The sequence below is a fragment of the Claveliimonas bilis genome, assembly GCF_020892095.1.
Taxonomy (GTDB): Bacteria; Bacillota; Clostridia; order Lachnospirales; family Lachnospiraceae; genus Claveliimonas; species Claveliimonas bilis.
This window is the reverse complement of sequence record NZ_AP024845.1, coordinates 1683528-1699186: the sequence shown is the minus strand read 5'-3', so window position 1 is coordinate 1699186 and position 15659 is coordinate 1683528. Positions and strand designations below refer to the sequence as shown.

Here is a 15659-nt window from a genome sequence, read left to right as displayed (position 1 = left end):
GTTTTGATGGATCAACTATACTTTGATTATAATCATCACATCTTATAAATACTATAAACATCATGGTGAAAACTATAAAAATATTGCGTTTTATGCTTCCTCCCAGAGATGCTGCGGATAAACTCCCTCATCCTTCATTCTCTGGATCGCTTCCATAACAACCGGCTTGTCCTCTTTATAAGTCACTCCATACCACTTGTCCCTGGATTTCAGGACTGCTGCCGTCGCTTTTCCTTCTCCGATCAGATCACTGACAACAGTAGGAAGGAAATATTCGCACTTCATCGGATTGCTCTTCAGGCCTTCCTCTAAAAACGCCGGGAACCTTTCCTTGATCTCTTTCAAAATGCTGGCTGTAAATCCCCACATATTCATGGAAACTGTTGTGTCTGCCGGAACGAATGTCCAGGTTGCTCCTTCATCCTCGGAATAGGCAATTCCGCCTTCTCTCTTCTCGATCCTGGTTCTTTCATGAATACCTGTCAGCTCGCCCTTTTCATTCATGTCGCACAGACCTCTGGCCACATGTCCGTTATCTGTAACCGTATTTCCCAGTTCATACCCCACCATAGTATAACGATATTTCTCATCATCCTCATGAGATGCAAGATAATCATAGATCAGTTCAAATGCTTCCCGTCCGTAATAGTCGTCAGCATTGATCACCGCAAACGGTCCGTCGATCTCATCGATCGCACTTAATACCGCATGGGCAGTTCCCCATGGTTTCACTCTTCCTTCCGGCACTTCAAAGCCTTCCGGAATATTCTGAATATCCTGATATGCATAGGCAACATCCATATATTTACTGATGCGTTCTCCTACATTCTCCTTGAAATCCTTTTCTATCTCATGCTTAATAATAAAGACAACCTTTTCAAATCCGGCTCTTTTCGCATCATACATGGAAAAATCCATAATAATATGCCCTTCTTTGTCTACCGGATCGATCTGCTTTAAGCCGCCGTATCTGCTTCCCATTCCTGCTGCCATAATTACTAAAACTGGTTTTTTCATCACTTTCATTTCCTTTCCAAAATTACACAGCCTGTCCGCTGCTGTCCTTTGTACATTTACGCTTATTGTAGTATAAAGAGCCAAAAAAATCTTTATCCTATTTTTTAATTGATTTGTACAATCTGCACTTTCTTTTTGCTTTTTTTACAAAATCAGGGTATAATGTTCACGTAAGCAAAGAGCCATGCAGAAATACAAGAGATCAGCAGAGGCTGCTTGCAGACACTGCTGGTATCTTGTATTTCTATAGGTTCTATAGGGCGAATGCCCGTGAGCGAGAGGCTCTGCCTCGAGCTTGCATGGCTCTTTGAGAGAGCTCGTTTTTCGTATAGCGAATGCGCTATACGCCGCTGCACGGAAGCAAACAAAAAATCAGGAGAACAATATTCTATGGCATATGACGGTATCAAACTAAAAAATTCCATATCGATCGAAAAGCTCTACAGCATTCACTATTTTGAATATATGAGTGATTTTAAATTTCCGGGGGAAACCCATGATTTCTGGGAGTTTGTGTGTGTAGATAAAGGGGAGGTATCCGTCACGGGCGGAGATCGGCAGTTTGTCCTGAAACGGGGCGAAATCGCCTTCCATCAGCCCAATGAATTCCACAGCGTAGAGGCAACGCGGGGAATCGCACCCAATCTGGTCGTTATTTCTTTTGGATGCACGGATCCCGCCATGGATTTTTTCAGAAACCGTATCCTTCAGATCGATGAGAAAGAACGGATGATCCTGGCCGATATCGTCATTGAAGCAAGACGCTGCTTTGACTGCCGCCTGGATGATCCCTATCTGCAAAATATGCCTACAAAAGAGCCTGACGCTTTTGGCGCTCAGCAGATGATCCGCCTCTACCTGGAGCATTTTCTCATCCACATGCTCCGCCGGTACTCCAACCCTATGATACTGCCCAAAAGCTCCCTTCGTCCTCTTCCTCTCAAAGCGACCAAAAAGAGGAGCGATATTGAACTTTTCAATCGTGTGGTGGACTATCTGGAGGCTCATCTGGGCAGCCATGTTACCATTGAACAGATCTGCCGCGAAAACCTGATCGGCCGTTCACAGCTGCAGAAAATTTTCCGGGAACAAAGCAGCCTCGGCATCATTGAATATTTTTCTCTTATGAAAATCAATGCAGCCAAGCAGCTCATCCGCACAAATAAAATGAATTTCACGCAGATTTCCGAGCAGCTTGGCTACACATCTATTCACTATTTTTCCCGGCAATTTAAAAAAGTAACCGGAATGACACCTTCCGAATATGCCTCTTCCATTAAGGCAATGGCAGACAGAAAGTTTTAACCGAAAACATATTTCTTAAAAACTTCTCCCCGCTCTTCAAAATTTTTGAAGATTCCATAACTTGCCGCCGCTGGTGAGAGTATGCAGGCGCTGCCTTCCTCTCCCAGCTTTCCCGCAAGTTCCACAGCATCTTTCAGGTGATCTACAAGACAAAGTTTTCCACTTCCGAAAAGCGTCGGATATCGCTCTTCTATTTCACTGTAGATCCGTTTCCCTGTTGCTTCCATCAGAATAATGTGTTTTACACTGCTGCCGGCAAGATATTCTTCCAGCTGATCATAATCCACACCTCTGTCCATACCGCCAATCAGTATGCTTCCTGCGTTTTTAATACTCTCAAGCGCCTGGATCGTCGTTTCCCCGATTGTGGAAATGGAATCGTCATAAAAGCGGATTCCGTCTTTTATCCCCAGATATTGAAGCCTGTGGGGAAGGGTTTGATAACTGCGAAGCCCTTTCAGGAACTGTTCATCCGTAAGAGAAAATTCCTTACATATTCCATAAACCATGGCAATATCAAAATAATTATGCTGACCGATGAGGGAAATCCCCTGTTCCGGAATGCGAAGACCGCTGCCTCTGTAGCGCACTGCATTTCCAGCCACTTCAATATCTCCTCTGCCGGAAGGACTTTCTCCCTCGGGGATCAAAACCGCCGAGATCACTTCGCCTTTACATGGCACGCCGGCGCTTTCCGGGCCTGCCCCCTCCACTTCATGTCCGGGAAGAAATTCCATATTGCAGAAAAGGAGATCCTCCTTTTCCTGCCATGCATAGATATTCTGTTTTGCCCGGACATACGCCGCCATCGTTCCATAATGATCGAGATGCTCCTCATAAAGATTCAGAAGCACCGCTATATGAGGAGAAACAGTGATATATTCCAGCTGATGGCAGGATAATTCCAGTACAATGACCTCTCCCACTGTAATGTCTTCCGCAATATCAAACACCGGGATACCGATATTTCCTGCAAGCACGACGTCCTCTCCGTTCTCTTTCAAAACATGATACAAAAGAGTGGATGTGGTGCTCTTTCCCTTTGTCCCGGTAATTCCCACGATCTGACTGCGGAATTTACTGATAAAAAGTCCGGTCTGAGACACAAACTGGCACTTATAGTTTTCTATTTTTTCCGGCAGAACAATACCCGGAGTCTTAAAGACAATATCATAGGAATCAAGGAGCTCCTTGTCCATATAATGCGTTCCCGATATGACCGGAATCTTCTCTTCTCCGGATTCCTTCACCTCCACCGGGTTCTGATCCGCCACTGCCAGCTCCTTATATCCTCCTGCCTTCCGGATCATACGCAGACTGGATCTTCCCTCTCTTCCAAGTCCAAGAACCAGAACTTTTTTATTTTCTACGGTCTGGCGTATTTTTTCCAGCATGTTACCTTTCCCCTTTCGTGCATTCTCTCCTTACCAGTTCAAGATACCTCTCCGGAAGGAGATTTTCTTCATCGAAATACCGGAAAAATCTTCCGGACGCGGGATCGTTTTCTCTGTACAGCCCATTCAGCACGTAATAACGGAAAAGTCCGGGCAGTTTTTTCAGATCTTTCTCTTGCCCCATCATCCGGTCAATAGTCAGGGAAATTGCCGCATTCACCTCGTCTCTGCTTCCCACACACTCAAAAGGTTTCTCCTTTTCCATGCCTGTAAGCTTGCGGAAATCTTCTGTCATATCCGGATCATTCAGCATATCTCTTCCGAAAATGCGGATGATTTCTTCTCCGGAAAGGAAAGGTGATAAAATCAGACACACAAAGAGACATTTCGGACAGTGCCCGCACCATTTATCCTCTTTGCTCCCCGCATTGCAGCTTCGGAAAATATCGTGAAACTCCCGGCATTTTGCAAAATACCCGGCAATCTGAAACTCACTTAACGGGCGCAGCATACTGAAGTAATATGTTCCGCTTCCGATATATTCTGCCTCATAGTCATGAAATGCCTTCTCAAAACGAAAACTCTTGGAATACTGGTGATTTACCGTGCTTCCCTCCACCGTGCTTTCGTTAGCACTGGATTCATTGGAAAGGACAATATATTTTTTCCCTTCCATATATGCTGCGATCGTTGCAGAAAATGCCACAATTGCCGAAAAAGGCGTATGACCGTTCAGATACCCCTGCTTATTCAGCTCCAGCATGTTTTTATCCAGCGTCCTCTTTACACAGCACATCTGCGCTTCTCCATAGCCGGCTCTTTCTACCGTTTTCAGTGTCGCTCCCCTGGGATTGATAATATAACAGCAGTTTGTCTCCTTTTCTCCTTTCAGAAGCGAAAGAGTTACGGCAGAATCCTTTCCTCCTCCGACAGGCACAAGGCATCCTTCCAGCCGGCGGTCAGATAAAGCGTCGGCGCTGATTTCCTGCCCTGCAGAAACAATTTCCATAAAATCTTCCTGATTCTCACTGATTCCATTTGTATAGTAAAATTCTCCCAGTCCGTTAAAATACAGATCCTTCCACCACAGGATCTGCTCCGCCGTCAAAGCCCCGGCTTCCACGATCACTTTCGGCGGGCAGGCGATCTTCCAGTAGCTGATCAGCTCTACCATACCCAGGGAAAATGCCAGCTTACGAAACGTACTATCATCAGCATACTTTCTATTCTCCTCATCTCTTTTGGGAAATTCCCAGGTGGGATGAAAAGAGGACAGGCCCGGGATTTCGAAATCATATTCCAGGCATATCCTCTCTTTTTCTTCTTTTATCTGATACCCGTGATAAATAAATTCCGGGTAATCTCTTCGCAGTTGTGTATATGAAAACATTATGATACCTTCCTTGTATATGTTCTTCTGTATATATTATCTCATTTTCAGCGTTTTCTCAAGTCATTCCAGGTCTTTGGGGAAAATGTCACTTTTCCCGGAAAGAAAATAATTGACAATTTCACCTTTCCATGATAAAGTTTCTATAAACCAGTGAAGAAGAGTAAGTACTTTTTGACGGGTGTTTGACACTTCTTTTTAACAACATATCGCAAAAATCCTTTATTTAAGCCAATCATGGCTTATTTTTTTGTCAAATTTTTAAAAATAATACGTGCGCTTTTGTACGCTTTGTGCTATAATTAGATTATATTGAAAAGGAAGGTATTTTACATGTACATCTCACTTACAGGAAATTCAGATAACAAAGATGTCTATATTAAACGCTCATACCGTAAAAGCAATGGAAAAACTGCTACTCAAATCCATAGAAAACTCGGAAAACTCAACGAACTCTTAGATCAGTTCTCCGGAGATTATGATGCTATGATGGCGTGGGCAAAATCAGAGGCAGAAAAAGACACGATGGAATACAACGCTAAAACAGGCAGCGTTACGGTTTCTTTATCAAAAAGCGCTTATATTCCCAAAAATGAAGAACGCTGCTTTCAGGTTGGATATCTGTTTCTTCAAAAACTGTGCACGGAATTAAAAATTGATTCCATTTGTCGAAAGATTTCCAAACGCCACAAATACACTTATAATTTCAGCGCAATCCTTACGGATCAGATTTTTTCAAGAATCCTCGCACCTTCCAGTAAACTTGGCAGTTACTCTTACTGCCAGACGCTGCTTGAACCGCCTAAGTATGAACTGCAGAACATCTACCGCGCGCTTTCCGTTATGGCAGAAGAATCCGACTTTATCCAGGAGGAGCTGTACCGCAATTCAAACTTCGTACATCCGAGAAACCAGAAGATTCTCTACTATGACTGTACGAACTATTACTTTGAAATCGAGCAGGATGATGATTTTAGAAAGTATGGAAAAAGCAAAGAAAACAGACCAAATCCCATCGTCACAATGGGGTTGTTTATGGATGCGGATGGGATTCCCCTTGCTTTTGATGTGTTCCCGGGAAATCAGAATGAACAGACGACCTTAAAACCTTTGGAAACAAAAATAATACGTGACTTTGCATGCGGCGAATTTATCTTCTGTTCAGATGCTGGACTGGGCAGTCAGTCAAACCGAAGATTTAACAGCTTTGGAAACCGTTCTTATGTCATCACACAATCTCTAAAGAAGATGCGCGAGGAAGACCGGCAGATTGCCTTAAATCCAAAACAGTTTCGCAGACTTGGTTCAGATAAGTTCATCGATATATCCACCCTCGATGAATCCGATCCGGATATTTACGAAACAATCTTTTACAAGGAAGTACCTGTTGTAAATGGAAACATGGATGAAATCGTCATCGTAACCTATTCTCCAAAATACAAGGCATACCAGAAAAGGATCCGCGAGCAACAGATATCACGCGCTGTAAAAATGATGGAACAGCCGGGCAAAAAAAGACGTGGCAAAAACCAAAATGACCCAGCCCGTTTTATTAAATCTACTGCCGTAACACAACAGGGTGAAGTTGCATGCAAAAACATATATGACCTGGATTTGGAACGTATTTCTGAAGAAGAAACGTATGACGGTTTTTATGCGGTCATAACAAATCTCGAAGGCGCTGTTGGGGAAATCTTAAAAATCAACAGGCAGCGTTGGGAAATTGAAGAAAACTTCCGAATCATGAAAACGGATTTTGAAGCACGTCCCGTCTATGTCAGGCGGGAGGACCGCATCAAAGCACATTTCCTTACATGTTATATCAGCCTGCTTGTGTACCGACTGCTTGAGAAAAAAATCGGAAACAAATATACCTGTAACGAGATTCTGGGCACCCTTCGTTCTATGCAGGTAACACTTTTGTCAAAAGAAAGCGGCTATATTCCTTCTTACAAGAGAACCGATCTGACGGATGATTTACACAAGGCATTTGGCTTTCGTACGGATTATGAATTTATCTCAAAATCAGCCATGCGAAGCATAATAAAAAACACCAAAACAGAAGAAGTAAAAAAATAGCACAAATCGTTTCCAAAGAGAGAATGGCTACAGCCCGCATAAATACTGGGTCTGTAGCCGCTTTTTACTTTCACAAGTGTCAAACTCGGGATATTATCTCATTTTCAGCGTTTTCTCAAGTCATTCCAGGTCTTTGGGGAAAATGTCACTTTTCCCGGAAAGAAAATAATTGACAATTTCACCTTTCCATGATAAAGTTTCTATAAACCAGTGAAGAAGAGTAAGTACTTTTTGACATTTATCTCACAGAGAGCTGCAGGCGGTGGGATTGCAGCAGATCAAACCAAAAAGGAATGGGCTTCTGAGGGCGAGCGGAATACAGTAGTATGCAAGCCGGAGAGAGAACTCCGTTATCAAAGACAGCATATGTCAGTATGCATGAGAGGATGTTTTACATCAAGCCGGGTGGCACCGCAGGAGTTTTATCATTGATTTTTCAGTATAACAAGCTCTTGTCCCTGCATTTTATCTGCAGGGGCAGGAGCTTTTTTTCTTCTCTCCCTGCAGAAAAGCATCATCACATTTCAAGTTTATTTTATTCAGAAAGGAGAACAGACACATGGAAAAGAAAATCCCTTACAAAATTTATCTGGAAGAAAGCGAAATGCCAAAAGAATGGTACAACGTCAGAGCTGATATGACAAACAAACCGGCTCCCCTTTTAAATCCCGGGACTTTAAAGCCAATGACTGCCGAAGAACTGGGCACTGTATTTTGTGAGGAACTGGTAAAACAGGAACTGGACAATGACAACCGCTATATTCCTATTCCGCAGAAAATTCAGGATTTTTATAAAATGTACCGTCCCGCTCCCCTGGTAAGAGCTTATTGCCTGGAAGAAAAACTCCAGACTCCCGCAAAAATCTACTACAAATTTGAGGGCAATAATACAAGCGGAAGCCACAAGTTAAATTCTGCCATCGCCCAGGCATTTTATGCCAAAGACCAGGGACTGAAAGGCGTGACAACAGAAACCGGCGCCGGGCAGTGGGGAACCGCTCTTTCCATGGCATGTTCCTACCTGGATCTGGACTGCAAGGTATTTATGGTTAAATGTTCCTATGAGCAGAAACCGTTCCGCCGGGAAGTCATGCGGACCTACGGCGCGTCCGTCACTCCCTCCCCTTCGGAAACAACAGAAATCGGACGCAAAATCCTCTCTGAACATCCAGGCACATCCGGAAGCCTTGGCTGTGCCATTTCTGAGGCAGTAGAGGTTGCTACACATACAGACGGATACCGCTATGTCCTGGGAAGCGTGCTGAATCAGGTACTGCTCCACCAGTCCATCATTGGAATGGAGACCAAGATCGCCATGGATAAATACGGCATTAAACCAGACATCATTATCGGGTGCGCCGGCGGCGGTTCCAACTTGGGCGGATTGATTTCACCATTTATGGGAGAAAAGCTGCGGGGCGAAGCGGATTACCAGTTTATCGCAGTAGAACCGGCCTCTTGCCCCAGCCTCACAAGAGGCGTATACGCATACGATTTCTGCGATACCGGAATGGTTTGTCCTCTTGCAAAAATGTACACTCTCGGAAGCGGATTCATTCCTTCTCCCAATCACGCCGGCGGCCTTCGCTATCACGGCATGAGCTCTATTTTGTCACAGCTTTACCATGACGGCTACATGGAAGCCCGCTCTGTAGAGCAGACCTCTATCTTCGCCGCTGCCGAACAGTTCGCACGGGTAGAAGGAATCCTTCCTGCACCTGAAAGCAGTCACGCTATCCGCGTTGCCATTGATGAGGCAATGAAATGTAAAGAAACCGGAGAAGAAAAAACCATTCTCTTCGGGCTTACAGGTACCGGATATTTTGATATGGTTGCATATGAAAAATACCACAACGGGCAGATGAGCGACTACATTCCGACCGACGCTGACCTTCAGATCGGATTCGACGGGATTCCGAAATTCCCGGGAAATGAGATCAAATAGACAAAAAACGTCCCCAACTATGGATTTTCTCTTCATAGTTGGGGACATCTTCTTTCTTCTACACTGCAGCCAGCGTTTTCAATCCATCCAGGATTTCTTTTTCCACATCGAGTGAAAAACCATCCACACTCAGCGTCTGTTCCTTTGTCACGCCGTCCACGCTTCCCATATTTACGATCAGGGAGAGATACTCTTTGATTTCGGAAAACCCGGGTAAAACTTTTGTTCCGGTCATTTTCTGAATATAGGCTGCGATTGCATATGCACCCCAGTTGGAAACCGTCGCAATGACCAGAGTGTCTACCTTCACTTTACAGGGAACAAGTTCCAGTTTACCGGAAATAACCTCTTTTAAATTGCCCATGCCAATCTCATTTCCGCCGTCGCCCACTCCAAATGTCGGGATTCCCTGCTTTCTTGCCTGAATAAACAGCCAGTCTGTCCGGGCTGTATATTCTTTAATGCTGACTCCGCGCATGTTGGCATAATCATTCTTTACATTTCGGCCGCAGCGCTCAATGGAAATCAGTGCTGTCGGTGCAAATTTCTCCAACAACGCCTCATACTTTTCTGCTCCATCCTCTACATCGACATAACATACTTCCAGATCTGCCGCTTCAAAAAATCCCCGGCAAAATTCATCTGTGATAATAACCGGATAAAAACCCTGTTTTTCCAATGCTTTTGCCAATACAACCGTCCCAAGAGGTCCATCTGTTTCCGCATGTCCCGCTACATAAAATCCGGTCGTTAAAAGGATCGTCCCTTTTTCCAACTCCAGAATCCTTCTTGCAGCCTGTCTGCAGTAATCCCTGGACATGTAGCTGCGTAGCACCGTCATTCCCCGTTTCGAATGGCGAAGTACTACATCTTCGATTGTTTCACTTTTTACCTGCGCTGCCGCTCCCAATTGCATCTCTTCCTTTCTGTTATCATTTCTTCTGTCATTCAGGCGCCGGCTTAAAATGAATGCGCCTGTCTCTGGCCTACGATTTTTTCAAGAGGAACGATCTCTATTCCCTCCTGCACCAGGGTTTTCCTGATCTTTTCCACAAAAGCCAATGCCTTTTCCCCATCGCCGTGGACACAGATGGAATCCGCCTGCACTTCGATGTCTTTTCCTGTAATGGCCGTTACTTTTCCTTCTTTTATCATACGGACAACTCTTTCAATTGCTTCTTCCTCATTTGTGATCATTGCGCCCGGCCTGCTTCTTGCCACCAGTGAACCGTCTTCTTCGTAAGCCCGGTCTGCAAAAACCTCTTTCGCTGACCGAAGCCCGGTCTTTTCAGCCGCCTTCAACATTTCACTGCCGGACAGTCCCAGAAGGATAAGCCCGGGATCTACTTCATAAATCCCCTCGCAAATAGCTTCTGCCAGTTTTGCATCCTTCCCTGCCATGTTGTACATAGCCCCATGAGGCTTTACATGCCGCACCGACATTCCCTGTGCCTTTGCAATAGCCTGAAGCGCTCCTACCTGATACTGCACCATCGCTTTTACTTCTGCAGGAGAAGCTGAAAGATTTCTTCTTCCAAACCCAACCAGATCGGGATAACCTGGATGCGCTCCCACAGATACCTGATTTTCCTTTGCCAGCGCTACTGTCTTCATCATAACAAGCGGATCTGATGCATGAAAACCGCAGGCTATATTCGCAGATGAAATAAAGGGGATCACTTCCTCATCCATCCCGCACTTATAATTTCCGAAACTTTCTCCAAGGTCACAGTTTAAATCTACAAAATACATCGTTTCTTCCTCGTTTCACTCTGATTTAATACTTAAGCTCTACATTCTTTATGTCTGTGATCAGCATATGCCCTGGTGAATGTGTGATAACAATCTCCGGTTTTACATTCATAACAACATTCTGGGGCGTAACGCCGCAAGGCCAGAATACCGGAACCTCTCCTTCTTTGATGGTAACATCATCTCCAAAATCCGGTTTATGGATATCTGAAATGCCGATCACTGACGGATCCCCGATATGGATAGGGGCGCCATGCACCCTCGGCATCTCTCCGGTTACCAGCACCGCTTTCACTACCTGATCGTAAGGCATGGGACGCATGCTCACCACCATGTTGCCTTTAAAAATTCCCGCCGGAGTACAGGGAATATTTGTCTTAAACATAGGGACATTGCAGTGTTCTTCAATCTGCCGCACCGGAACGCCCACATCCAGAAGCCCTGATTCAAAGGAAAAGCTGCATCCTATCAGAAAACTGACAAAGTCATCCTGCCAAAATTCCTCCACATTTGTATATTCTCCTGCCAGCTCTCCTTTTCTGTAAATTCTGTATTTCGGAATATCTCTGGCAATGTCCACATCTTTTGCAATATAATGAAGCTGCCTGCTTCCCACATCACTGACTTCCAGAACCGGGCAGGATTTTGGGTTCCTCTGTGTAAATAAAAGGAAATCATAAGCCAGATCCTTCGGAAGGATCACAAGATTTGCCTGTGCGTATCCGGCACACATCCCGGAAGTCTGTCCGGTTATCTTCTCTTCTCTTATCAGTGCCCGCGCCTGTGCGGGCGTCATTGTACTGTAATCCATAACTATTTCCCCCTCTTCATGCAGTCTGTCTGCTGCGATTCATTGATTCTTTGCGCCTCTTCCACGCTGATCTTTACAAAACGAACCTGATCTCCCGGCTTGCCCTGTACAAGTTTGGGAATATCAAAGGAACACACTACGGCGATTTTGGCATATCCGCCTGTTGTCTGCCGGTCAGCAAGCAAAATAATAGGCTTCCCGCTTGCAGGCACCTGTATCGCTCCAAAAGCAATGCCGTCAGAAATGATATCCGTCCCGTTTACGCTCTCGATCGGTTCTCCCTCCATGCGGTAACCCATACGGTCGCTCTGATCAGAAATTGTATAAGTTCCGCCGTAAAAGGTTTCTTTGCCTTTGTCGCTGAAATATTCTGCCTGGGGACCTTCAATCACTCTCACCTCAATGGGAGAACCATAAAATTCCGCTTTCGCCCGCCGCTCTTTTACTTCTTCAAAAGAGGCATGCGGCGTTCCCGTCTTCAGCACATCTCCCGCTTTTAGCGCCCGTCCTTCATAGCCTCCCATGGCACATTTCAGATTCGTGGACCTGCTTCCCATTACGATCGGGACGTCAATACCTCCGCCAAAGGCAATATAAGTTCTGCATCCGCTTTTCACCATACCAAGAGAAACCGTATCTCCCGCCTGCAAGAGATACGGGCGGTTCATTTCAGCCGCTTCCCCGTTAATCTGCGGTTCCATGTCCGCCCCTGTAAAGGCGATCAGTGTATCTTCATCCACTTCCATCATTCCGCCAAACAAAGTGGCCTCCAGTATCGCTTCTCCTGCAGGATTTCCCACCAGTTCGTTGGCCTGTTTATAGGCTTTCTGATCCATTACTCCGGAAGTCTGGATACCGGAATTTTGATATCCATAACGCCCGGCGTCCTGCACTGTCGTGAGTGCACCCGGTATAATAACTTTTACAGACATCTTATGCATCCTCCTCCAAAACCTCTACCTGATATGTGCCGTTTACGATCATACGGCGGATATCATAATAATCATCTATCGTGATCGGAATAAAACGGATAAATTCTCCCGCCTTACAGAGGATCGGCTCCTCCCGGTCAGGATCGTAAAAATCCACCGGAGTGCCTCCCATCAGGCGCCAGCCTCCCGGCGATGCCAGCGGATACACACCTGTTTGATTTCCCCCGATCCCTACTGCTCCCGGCTGAATTTTCACCCGCGGAGTTTTCAGCCTCGGGATCTCGATCCTTTTATCCAATCCTCCCAGATATACAAATCCGGGAAGAAATCCCATCATATAAATTTTATAGTCTACCGAACTGTGGATTGCGATAATTTCATCCCGGTCCAGCCCGGTGTAAGCTTCCATATCTGCCAGATCCTGGCCGAATCTCGCCCCATAGCAGCAAGGAATTTTTAAAATTCTTTTCTTCTTTTCCCCTGATCCTGCTCCTATCTCCCCGCTGTTTTCAAGCACCGCCTTCAGCTTCGCATAGCTTGTCAGGAACGGATCATAATAAACCATCAGTGAACGGAAGGTTGGAACAAGCTCCACAATTCCCGGGATCTGCTCCTCTTCAATCCTTCTTGCAAGTGTATGTACCTGATCGTTAATCCTGGTATCGATCGCATTACCGAATTCTACGACCATTGCTCTGTCACCGGATGGCATAAATTTTACTTCTCCCATGACTTCACCTTTCAAATTTTTCTTTCATCAAAATCTGTCATTTTTCTTATTTTGTCGCTTCATAAAACTCATCCAGCAAAGCTTTTCGAAGCTTTTCCAGAAGCCCAGGATTCTTTCCTCCTACCGGTTTTCCGTCAATCTCGTTTGCATAGAGGCAAAGATTGCTTGAGCTGGTAACAATCACTTCTTCAGCTGCGAAAAGATCTTCCAGAGTATACGGTGTCTCACTAACCGGAATTTCCAGCTTTTTGCACATCCTGATCAGGTGTGCCCTGGCAATTCCCGGAAGGATCAGATTATCGGTAGGCGCTGTAACCAGTTTTCCGTCTTTGATAATATGAACATTGCTGTGTGCACATTCTGTTACTCTGCCTCCCGGACGGTAGAAGACCGCCTCCTGGCAACCGGCCTGTTTCGCCTTCTCTGTCGCCACACAGGAAGGGATCAGATTCAGCGTCTTGATATTACAGTGCAAAAATCTGGTATCTTCCAACGTGATCAGACGGATCGGCTGCGTGCCGTCAGAAATTTCCGCCGGTTTCAGCATGATCCACAGATTCCCCGCTCCTTCTGTAAAAGCATGGTTCCTGATTCCGCTTCCTCTTGTCACCTGATAATACACAAATAAGTTGCCTGTATCCATTTTATTTACCATTTCCTGCAGAATTTCTTTTAGCTCTGCCTTGGTAACCGGCATCTTAATATCAAGCAGTCCGGCACTGTTAAAGAAACGGTCTATATGTTCATCAAGGGCAAAAATTTTGTAGTTTCTGGAAGGACCTGCATCATATACTCCATCCCCAAACCAACATACTCTGTCGTTCATAGGAATCATCATTTCATCCAGTTCCCCATATCTCCCATTGTAATAACCCAGTGTTTTCATACAAACTCTCCTTTTCATTCTTAATTTTCTTCAATGCCCCGCTCGCATCTTGCAGAGCGTTTTATTTAATAGGGAACGAAGTTTCCTATTTAAATAAAAAAGAACGCAAAAAAGCTGTCTGCTGACATCTTTGCCTGCGTTCTTTCACAATCTGTCTGTATTGTATTCCTTTCTAATTTATATGTCAAGGAATTTTTCATTTCTTTCAGCCATGAAATTTTCATTTCAAAGCCGGATCAAATAAGGCGGCTTCCCAGAGTAAAAAAAGGCCCTTCGGCAGGGTGATTTCCCAACCGACGGGCCTTTTATTCTTTCTGATTACTCCTGAACGTATGGCATCAAAGCAATATGTCTTGCTCTTTTAATTGCAACTGTAAGAGCTCTCTGATGCTTTGCACAGTTTCCTGTAATTCTTCTCGGAAGGATTTTTCCTCTTTCAGAGATGTATTTTCTTAATTTTGCTACATCCTTGTAATCGATTTCGTTATTTTCTTTGCCGCAGAATACGCATACTTTTTTTCTTCTGCGTCCGCCGCCTCTTTTCTTAAAACCGCCTTCCGGACGATTTCCTTTTTCAAAAGCCATGATAATTTCTCCTTTCTATCAAGTTTATTAAGCTGCCTTCAGCCTAATTAAACGGTAATTCTTCATCAATTCCATCCGGAATGTTCATGAAGCCGTCACCTGCTGGTGCGCTCGGTGCCGGTGCGGGAGCTGACTGGAAGCCGCCTGCATTTGCATCACTGGACGCTTTGCTCTCGGCAAATTCCTGTTCTTCCACTACTACCTCTGTTGTATATACTTTCACGCCATCTCTGTTGGTGTAGCTTCCTGTCTGGATACGTCCGCTGACAACGACTTTAAGTCCCTGACGATAATATCTCTCCGCATGTTCAGCCTGTCTGCCGAAAGCAACACACTGGATAAAATCAGCGCTCTGTTCTCCGTCACGTCTGAATCTGCGGTCTACAGCAAGTGTATATCTGGCAATAGCCAGGGGATTTTCTCCCTGTGAATATCTTACTTCAGGGTCTCTTGTCAAACGTCCCATCAAAATTACTTTATTCATTCTTTTACCTCTCTTCTTCTATGCCTCTTGTTTTACGCATAAATATCTGAGTACGTTATCCATGATGCGGATTCTCTGTTCGATCTCGCCTGGAGTTGTAGCATCAGATTCGAAGTGGATGAAGTAATAATATGCTTCTTTCATTTTCTGAATTTCGTAAGCCAGTCTCTTCTTACCCCATTCATCAACGTCAGTCACATTTCCGCCGAAACGAGTAATTAATGCTTTTACTTTTTCGATTACCTGTGCCCTTTCATCGTCTTCGATTTTTGCATTGACTACAACAGCTAACTCATATTTGTTCATGTAGTGTGCACCTCCTTTTGGTCTTTTGGCCCCCTGTTTTCCT

The 15659-nt window shown here is 44.9% G+C and carries 15 protein-coding genes; 3 read left to right on the top strand and 12 right to left on the bottom strand.

Translation table 11 applies throughout. From position 1 onward, the window contains the following. Positions 1–90: 90 nt before the first annotated feature. Entirely contained in the window at positions 91–1017 is a 927-nt protein-coding gene (locus EUBC25_RS08325) for a sugar phosphate nucleotidyltransferase (protein ID WP_230105043.1), read from the bottom strand. 390 nt (positions 1018–1407) lie between these two features. Between EUBC25_RS08325 and EUBC25_RS08320 the strand changes: the two genes are divergently transcribed. Beyond that, the gene (locus tag EUBC25_RS08320) at positions 1408–2322 is read left to right on the top strand and encodes an AraC family transcriptional regulator (RefSeq protein WP_230105042.1); all 915 of its coding nucleotides are present in this window, start codon (positions 1408–1410) and stop codon (positions 2320–2322) included. On the opposite strand, the gene murD is transcribed toward EUBC25_RS08320, so the two are convergent. After that, the gene (murD, locus tag EUBC25_RS08315) at positions 2319–3716 is read right to left on the bottom strand and encodes a UDP-N-acetylmuramoyl-L-alanine--D-glutamate ligase (protein WP_230105041.1); all 1398 of its coding nucleotides are present in this window, start codon (positions 3714–3716) and stop codon (positions 2319–2321) included. The genes EUBC25_RS08320 and murD overlap by 4 nt on opposite strands. A 1-nt stretch (position 3717) precedes the next feature. Beyond that, positions 3718–5106 (bottom strand): MurL-like N-terminal domain-containing, encoded by a 1389-nt coding sequence (locus EUBC25_RS08310; RefSeq protein WP_230105040.1) that lies wholly within the window; start codon positions 5104–5106, stop codon positions 3718–3720. Between the two features lie 333 nt (positions 5107–5439). On the opposite strand from EUBC25_RS08310, the gene EUBC25_RS08305 reads away from it, so the two are divergent. Next, positions 5440–7185 carry an IS1634 family transposase gene (locus EUBC25_RS08305; RefSeq protein WP_230105039.1) on the top strand — a complete coding sequence of 582 codons (1746 nt, stop codon included), beginning with the start codon at positions 5440–5442 and terminating at the stop codon, positions 7183–7185. A gap of 559 nt (positions 7186–7744) precedes the next feature. Continuing rightward, positions 7745–9130 (top strand): TrpB-like pyridoxal phosphate-dependent enzyme, encoded by a 1386-nt coding sequence (locus EUBC25_RS08300; RefSeq protein ID WP_230105038.1) that lies wholly within the window; start codon positions 7745–7747, stop codon positions 9128–9130. Between the two features lie 58 nt (positions 9131–9188). On the opposite strand, the gene EUBC25_RS08295 is transcribed toward EUBC25_RS08300, so the two are convergent. From EUBC25_RS08295 to rpsF, 9 genes are all read right to left on the bottom strand, one after another. Next, positions 9189–10040, bottom strand: coding sequence for a DUF4392 domain-containing protein (locus EUBC25_RS08295; protein ID WP_230105037.1), 852 nt, complete (start codon positions 10038–10040; stop codon positions 9189–9191). Positions 10041–10090: 50 nt separating this feature from the next. After that, entirely contained in the window at positions 10091–10882 is a 792-nt protein-coding gene (locus EUBC25_RS08290) for a LamB/YcsF family protein (RefSeq protein ID WP_230105036.1), read from the bottom strand. A 25-nt stretch (positions 10883–10907) separates the two neighbouring features. Continuing rightward, a complete protein-coding gene (locus EUBC25_RS08285; protein ID WP_230105035.1) occupies positions 10908–11693 on the bottom strand; it encodes a putative hydro-lyase in 786 nt (261 codons plus the stop codon). Positions 11694–11695: 2 nt separating this feature from the next. Beyond that, on the bottom strand, positions 11696–12625 hold the full coding sequence (locus EUBC25_RS08280) for a 5-oxoprolinase subunit C family protein (RefSeq protein WP_230105034.1): 930 nt from the start codon (positions 12623–12625) through the stop codon (positions 11696–11698). A 1-nt stretch (position 12626) separates the two neighbouring features. After that, positions 12627–13355, bottom strand: a complete 729-nt coding sequence (gene pxpB, locus EUBC25_RS08275) for a 5-oxoprolinase subunit PxpB (RefSeq protein ID WP_230105033.1) — start codon at positions 13353–13355, stop codon at positions 12627–12629. A gap of 46 nt (positions 13356–13401) precedes the next feature. Next, positions 13402–14241: an aminotransferase class IV gene (locus tag EUBC25_RS08270; RefSeq protein ID WP_230105032.1), complete on the bottom strand. Its 840-nt coding sequence runs from the start codon at positions 14239–14241 to the stop codon at positions 13402–13404. 318 nt (positions 14242–14559) lie between these two features. Next, positions 14560–14826 (bottom strand): 30S ribosomal protein S18, encoded by a 267-nt coding sequence (gene rpsR, locus EUBC25_RS08265; protein WP_230105031.1) that lies wholly within the window; start codon positions 14824–14826, stop codon positions 14560–14562. 43 nt (positions 14827–14869) lie between these two features. Beyond that, positions 14870–15310: a single-stranded DNA-binding protein gene (locus EUBC25_RS08260; protein WP_230105030.1), complete on the bottom strand. Its 441-nt coding sequence runs from the start codon at positions 15308–15310 to the stop codon at positions 14870–14872. An 18-nt stretch (positions 15311–15328) separates the two neighbouring features. Continuing rightward, positions 15329–15616: a 30S ribosomal protein S6 gene (rpsF, locus tag EUBC25_RS08255; protein ID WP_230105029.1), complete on the bottom strand. Its 288-nt coding sequence runs from the start codon at positions 15614–15616 to the stop codon at positions 15329–15331. Positions 15617–15659 lie beyond the last annotated feature (43 nt).

Bases quoted from the DNA above. Each gene is read 5' to 3' on its own strand.
- rpsF (WP_230105029.1), bottom strand. From the start codon at position 15,616: ATGAACAAATATGAGTTAGCTGTTGTAGTCAATGCAAAAATCGAAGAC.
- pxpB (WP_230105033.1), bottom strand. From the start codon at position 13,355: ATGGGAGAAGTAAAATTTATGCCATCCGGTGACAGAGCAATGGTCGTA.
- rpsR (WP_230105031.1), bottom strand. From the start codon at position 14,826: ATGGCTTTTGAAAAAGGAAATCGTCCGGAAGGCGGTTTTAAGAAAAGA.
- EUBC25_RS08260 (WP_230105030.1), bottom strand. From the start codon at position 15,310: ATGAATAAAGTAATTTTGATGGGACGTTTGACAAGAGACCCTGAAGTA.
- EUBC25_RS08280 (WP_230105034.1), bottom strand. From the start codon at position 12,625: ATGTCTGTAAAAGTTATTATACCGGGTGCACTCACGACAGTGCAGGAC.
- EUBC25_RS08290 (WP_230105036.1), bottom strand. From the start codon at position 10,882: ATGTATTTTGTAGATTTAAACTGTGACCTTGGAGAAAGTTTCGGAAAT.
- EUBC25_RS08300 (WP_230105038.1), top strand. From the start codon at position 7,745: ATGGAAAAGAAAATCCCTTACAAAATTTATCTGGAAGAAAGCGAAATG.
- EUBC25_RS08285 (WP_230105035.1), bottom strand. From the start codon at position 11,693: ATGGATTACAGTACAATGACGCCCGCACAGGCGCGGGCACTGATAAGA.
- EUBC25_RS08305 (WP_230105039.1), top strand. From the start codon at position 5,440: ATGTACATCTCACTTACAGGAAATTCAGATAACAAAGATGTCTATATT.
- EUBC25_RS08270 (WP_230105032.1), bottom strand. From the start codon at position 14,241: ATGAAAACACTGGGTTATTACAATGGGAGATATGGGGAACTGGATGAA.
- EUBC25_RS08310 (WP_230105040.1), bottom strand. From the start codon at position 5,106: ATGTTTTCATATACACAACTGCGAAGAGATTACCCGGAATTTATTTAT.
- EUBC25_RS08325 (WP_230105043.1), bottom strand. From the start codon at position 1,017: ATGAAAAAACCAGTTTTAGTAATTATGGCAGCAGGAATGGGAAGCAGA.
- EUBC25_RS08320 (WP_230105042.1), top strand. From the start codon at position 1,408: ATGGCATATGACGGTATCAAACTAAAAAATTCCATATCGATCGAAAAG.
- murD (WP_230105041.1), bottom strand. From the start codon at position 3,716: ATGCTGGAAAAAATACGCCAGACCGTAGAAAATAAAAAAGTTCTGGTT.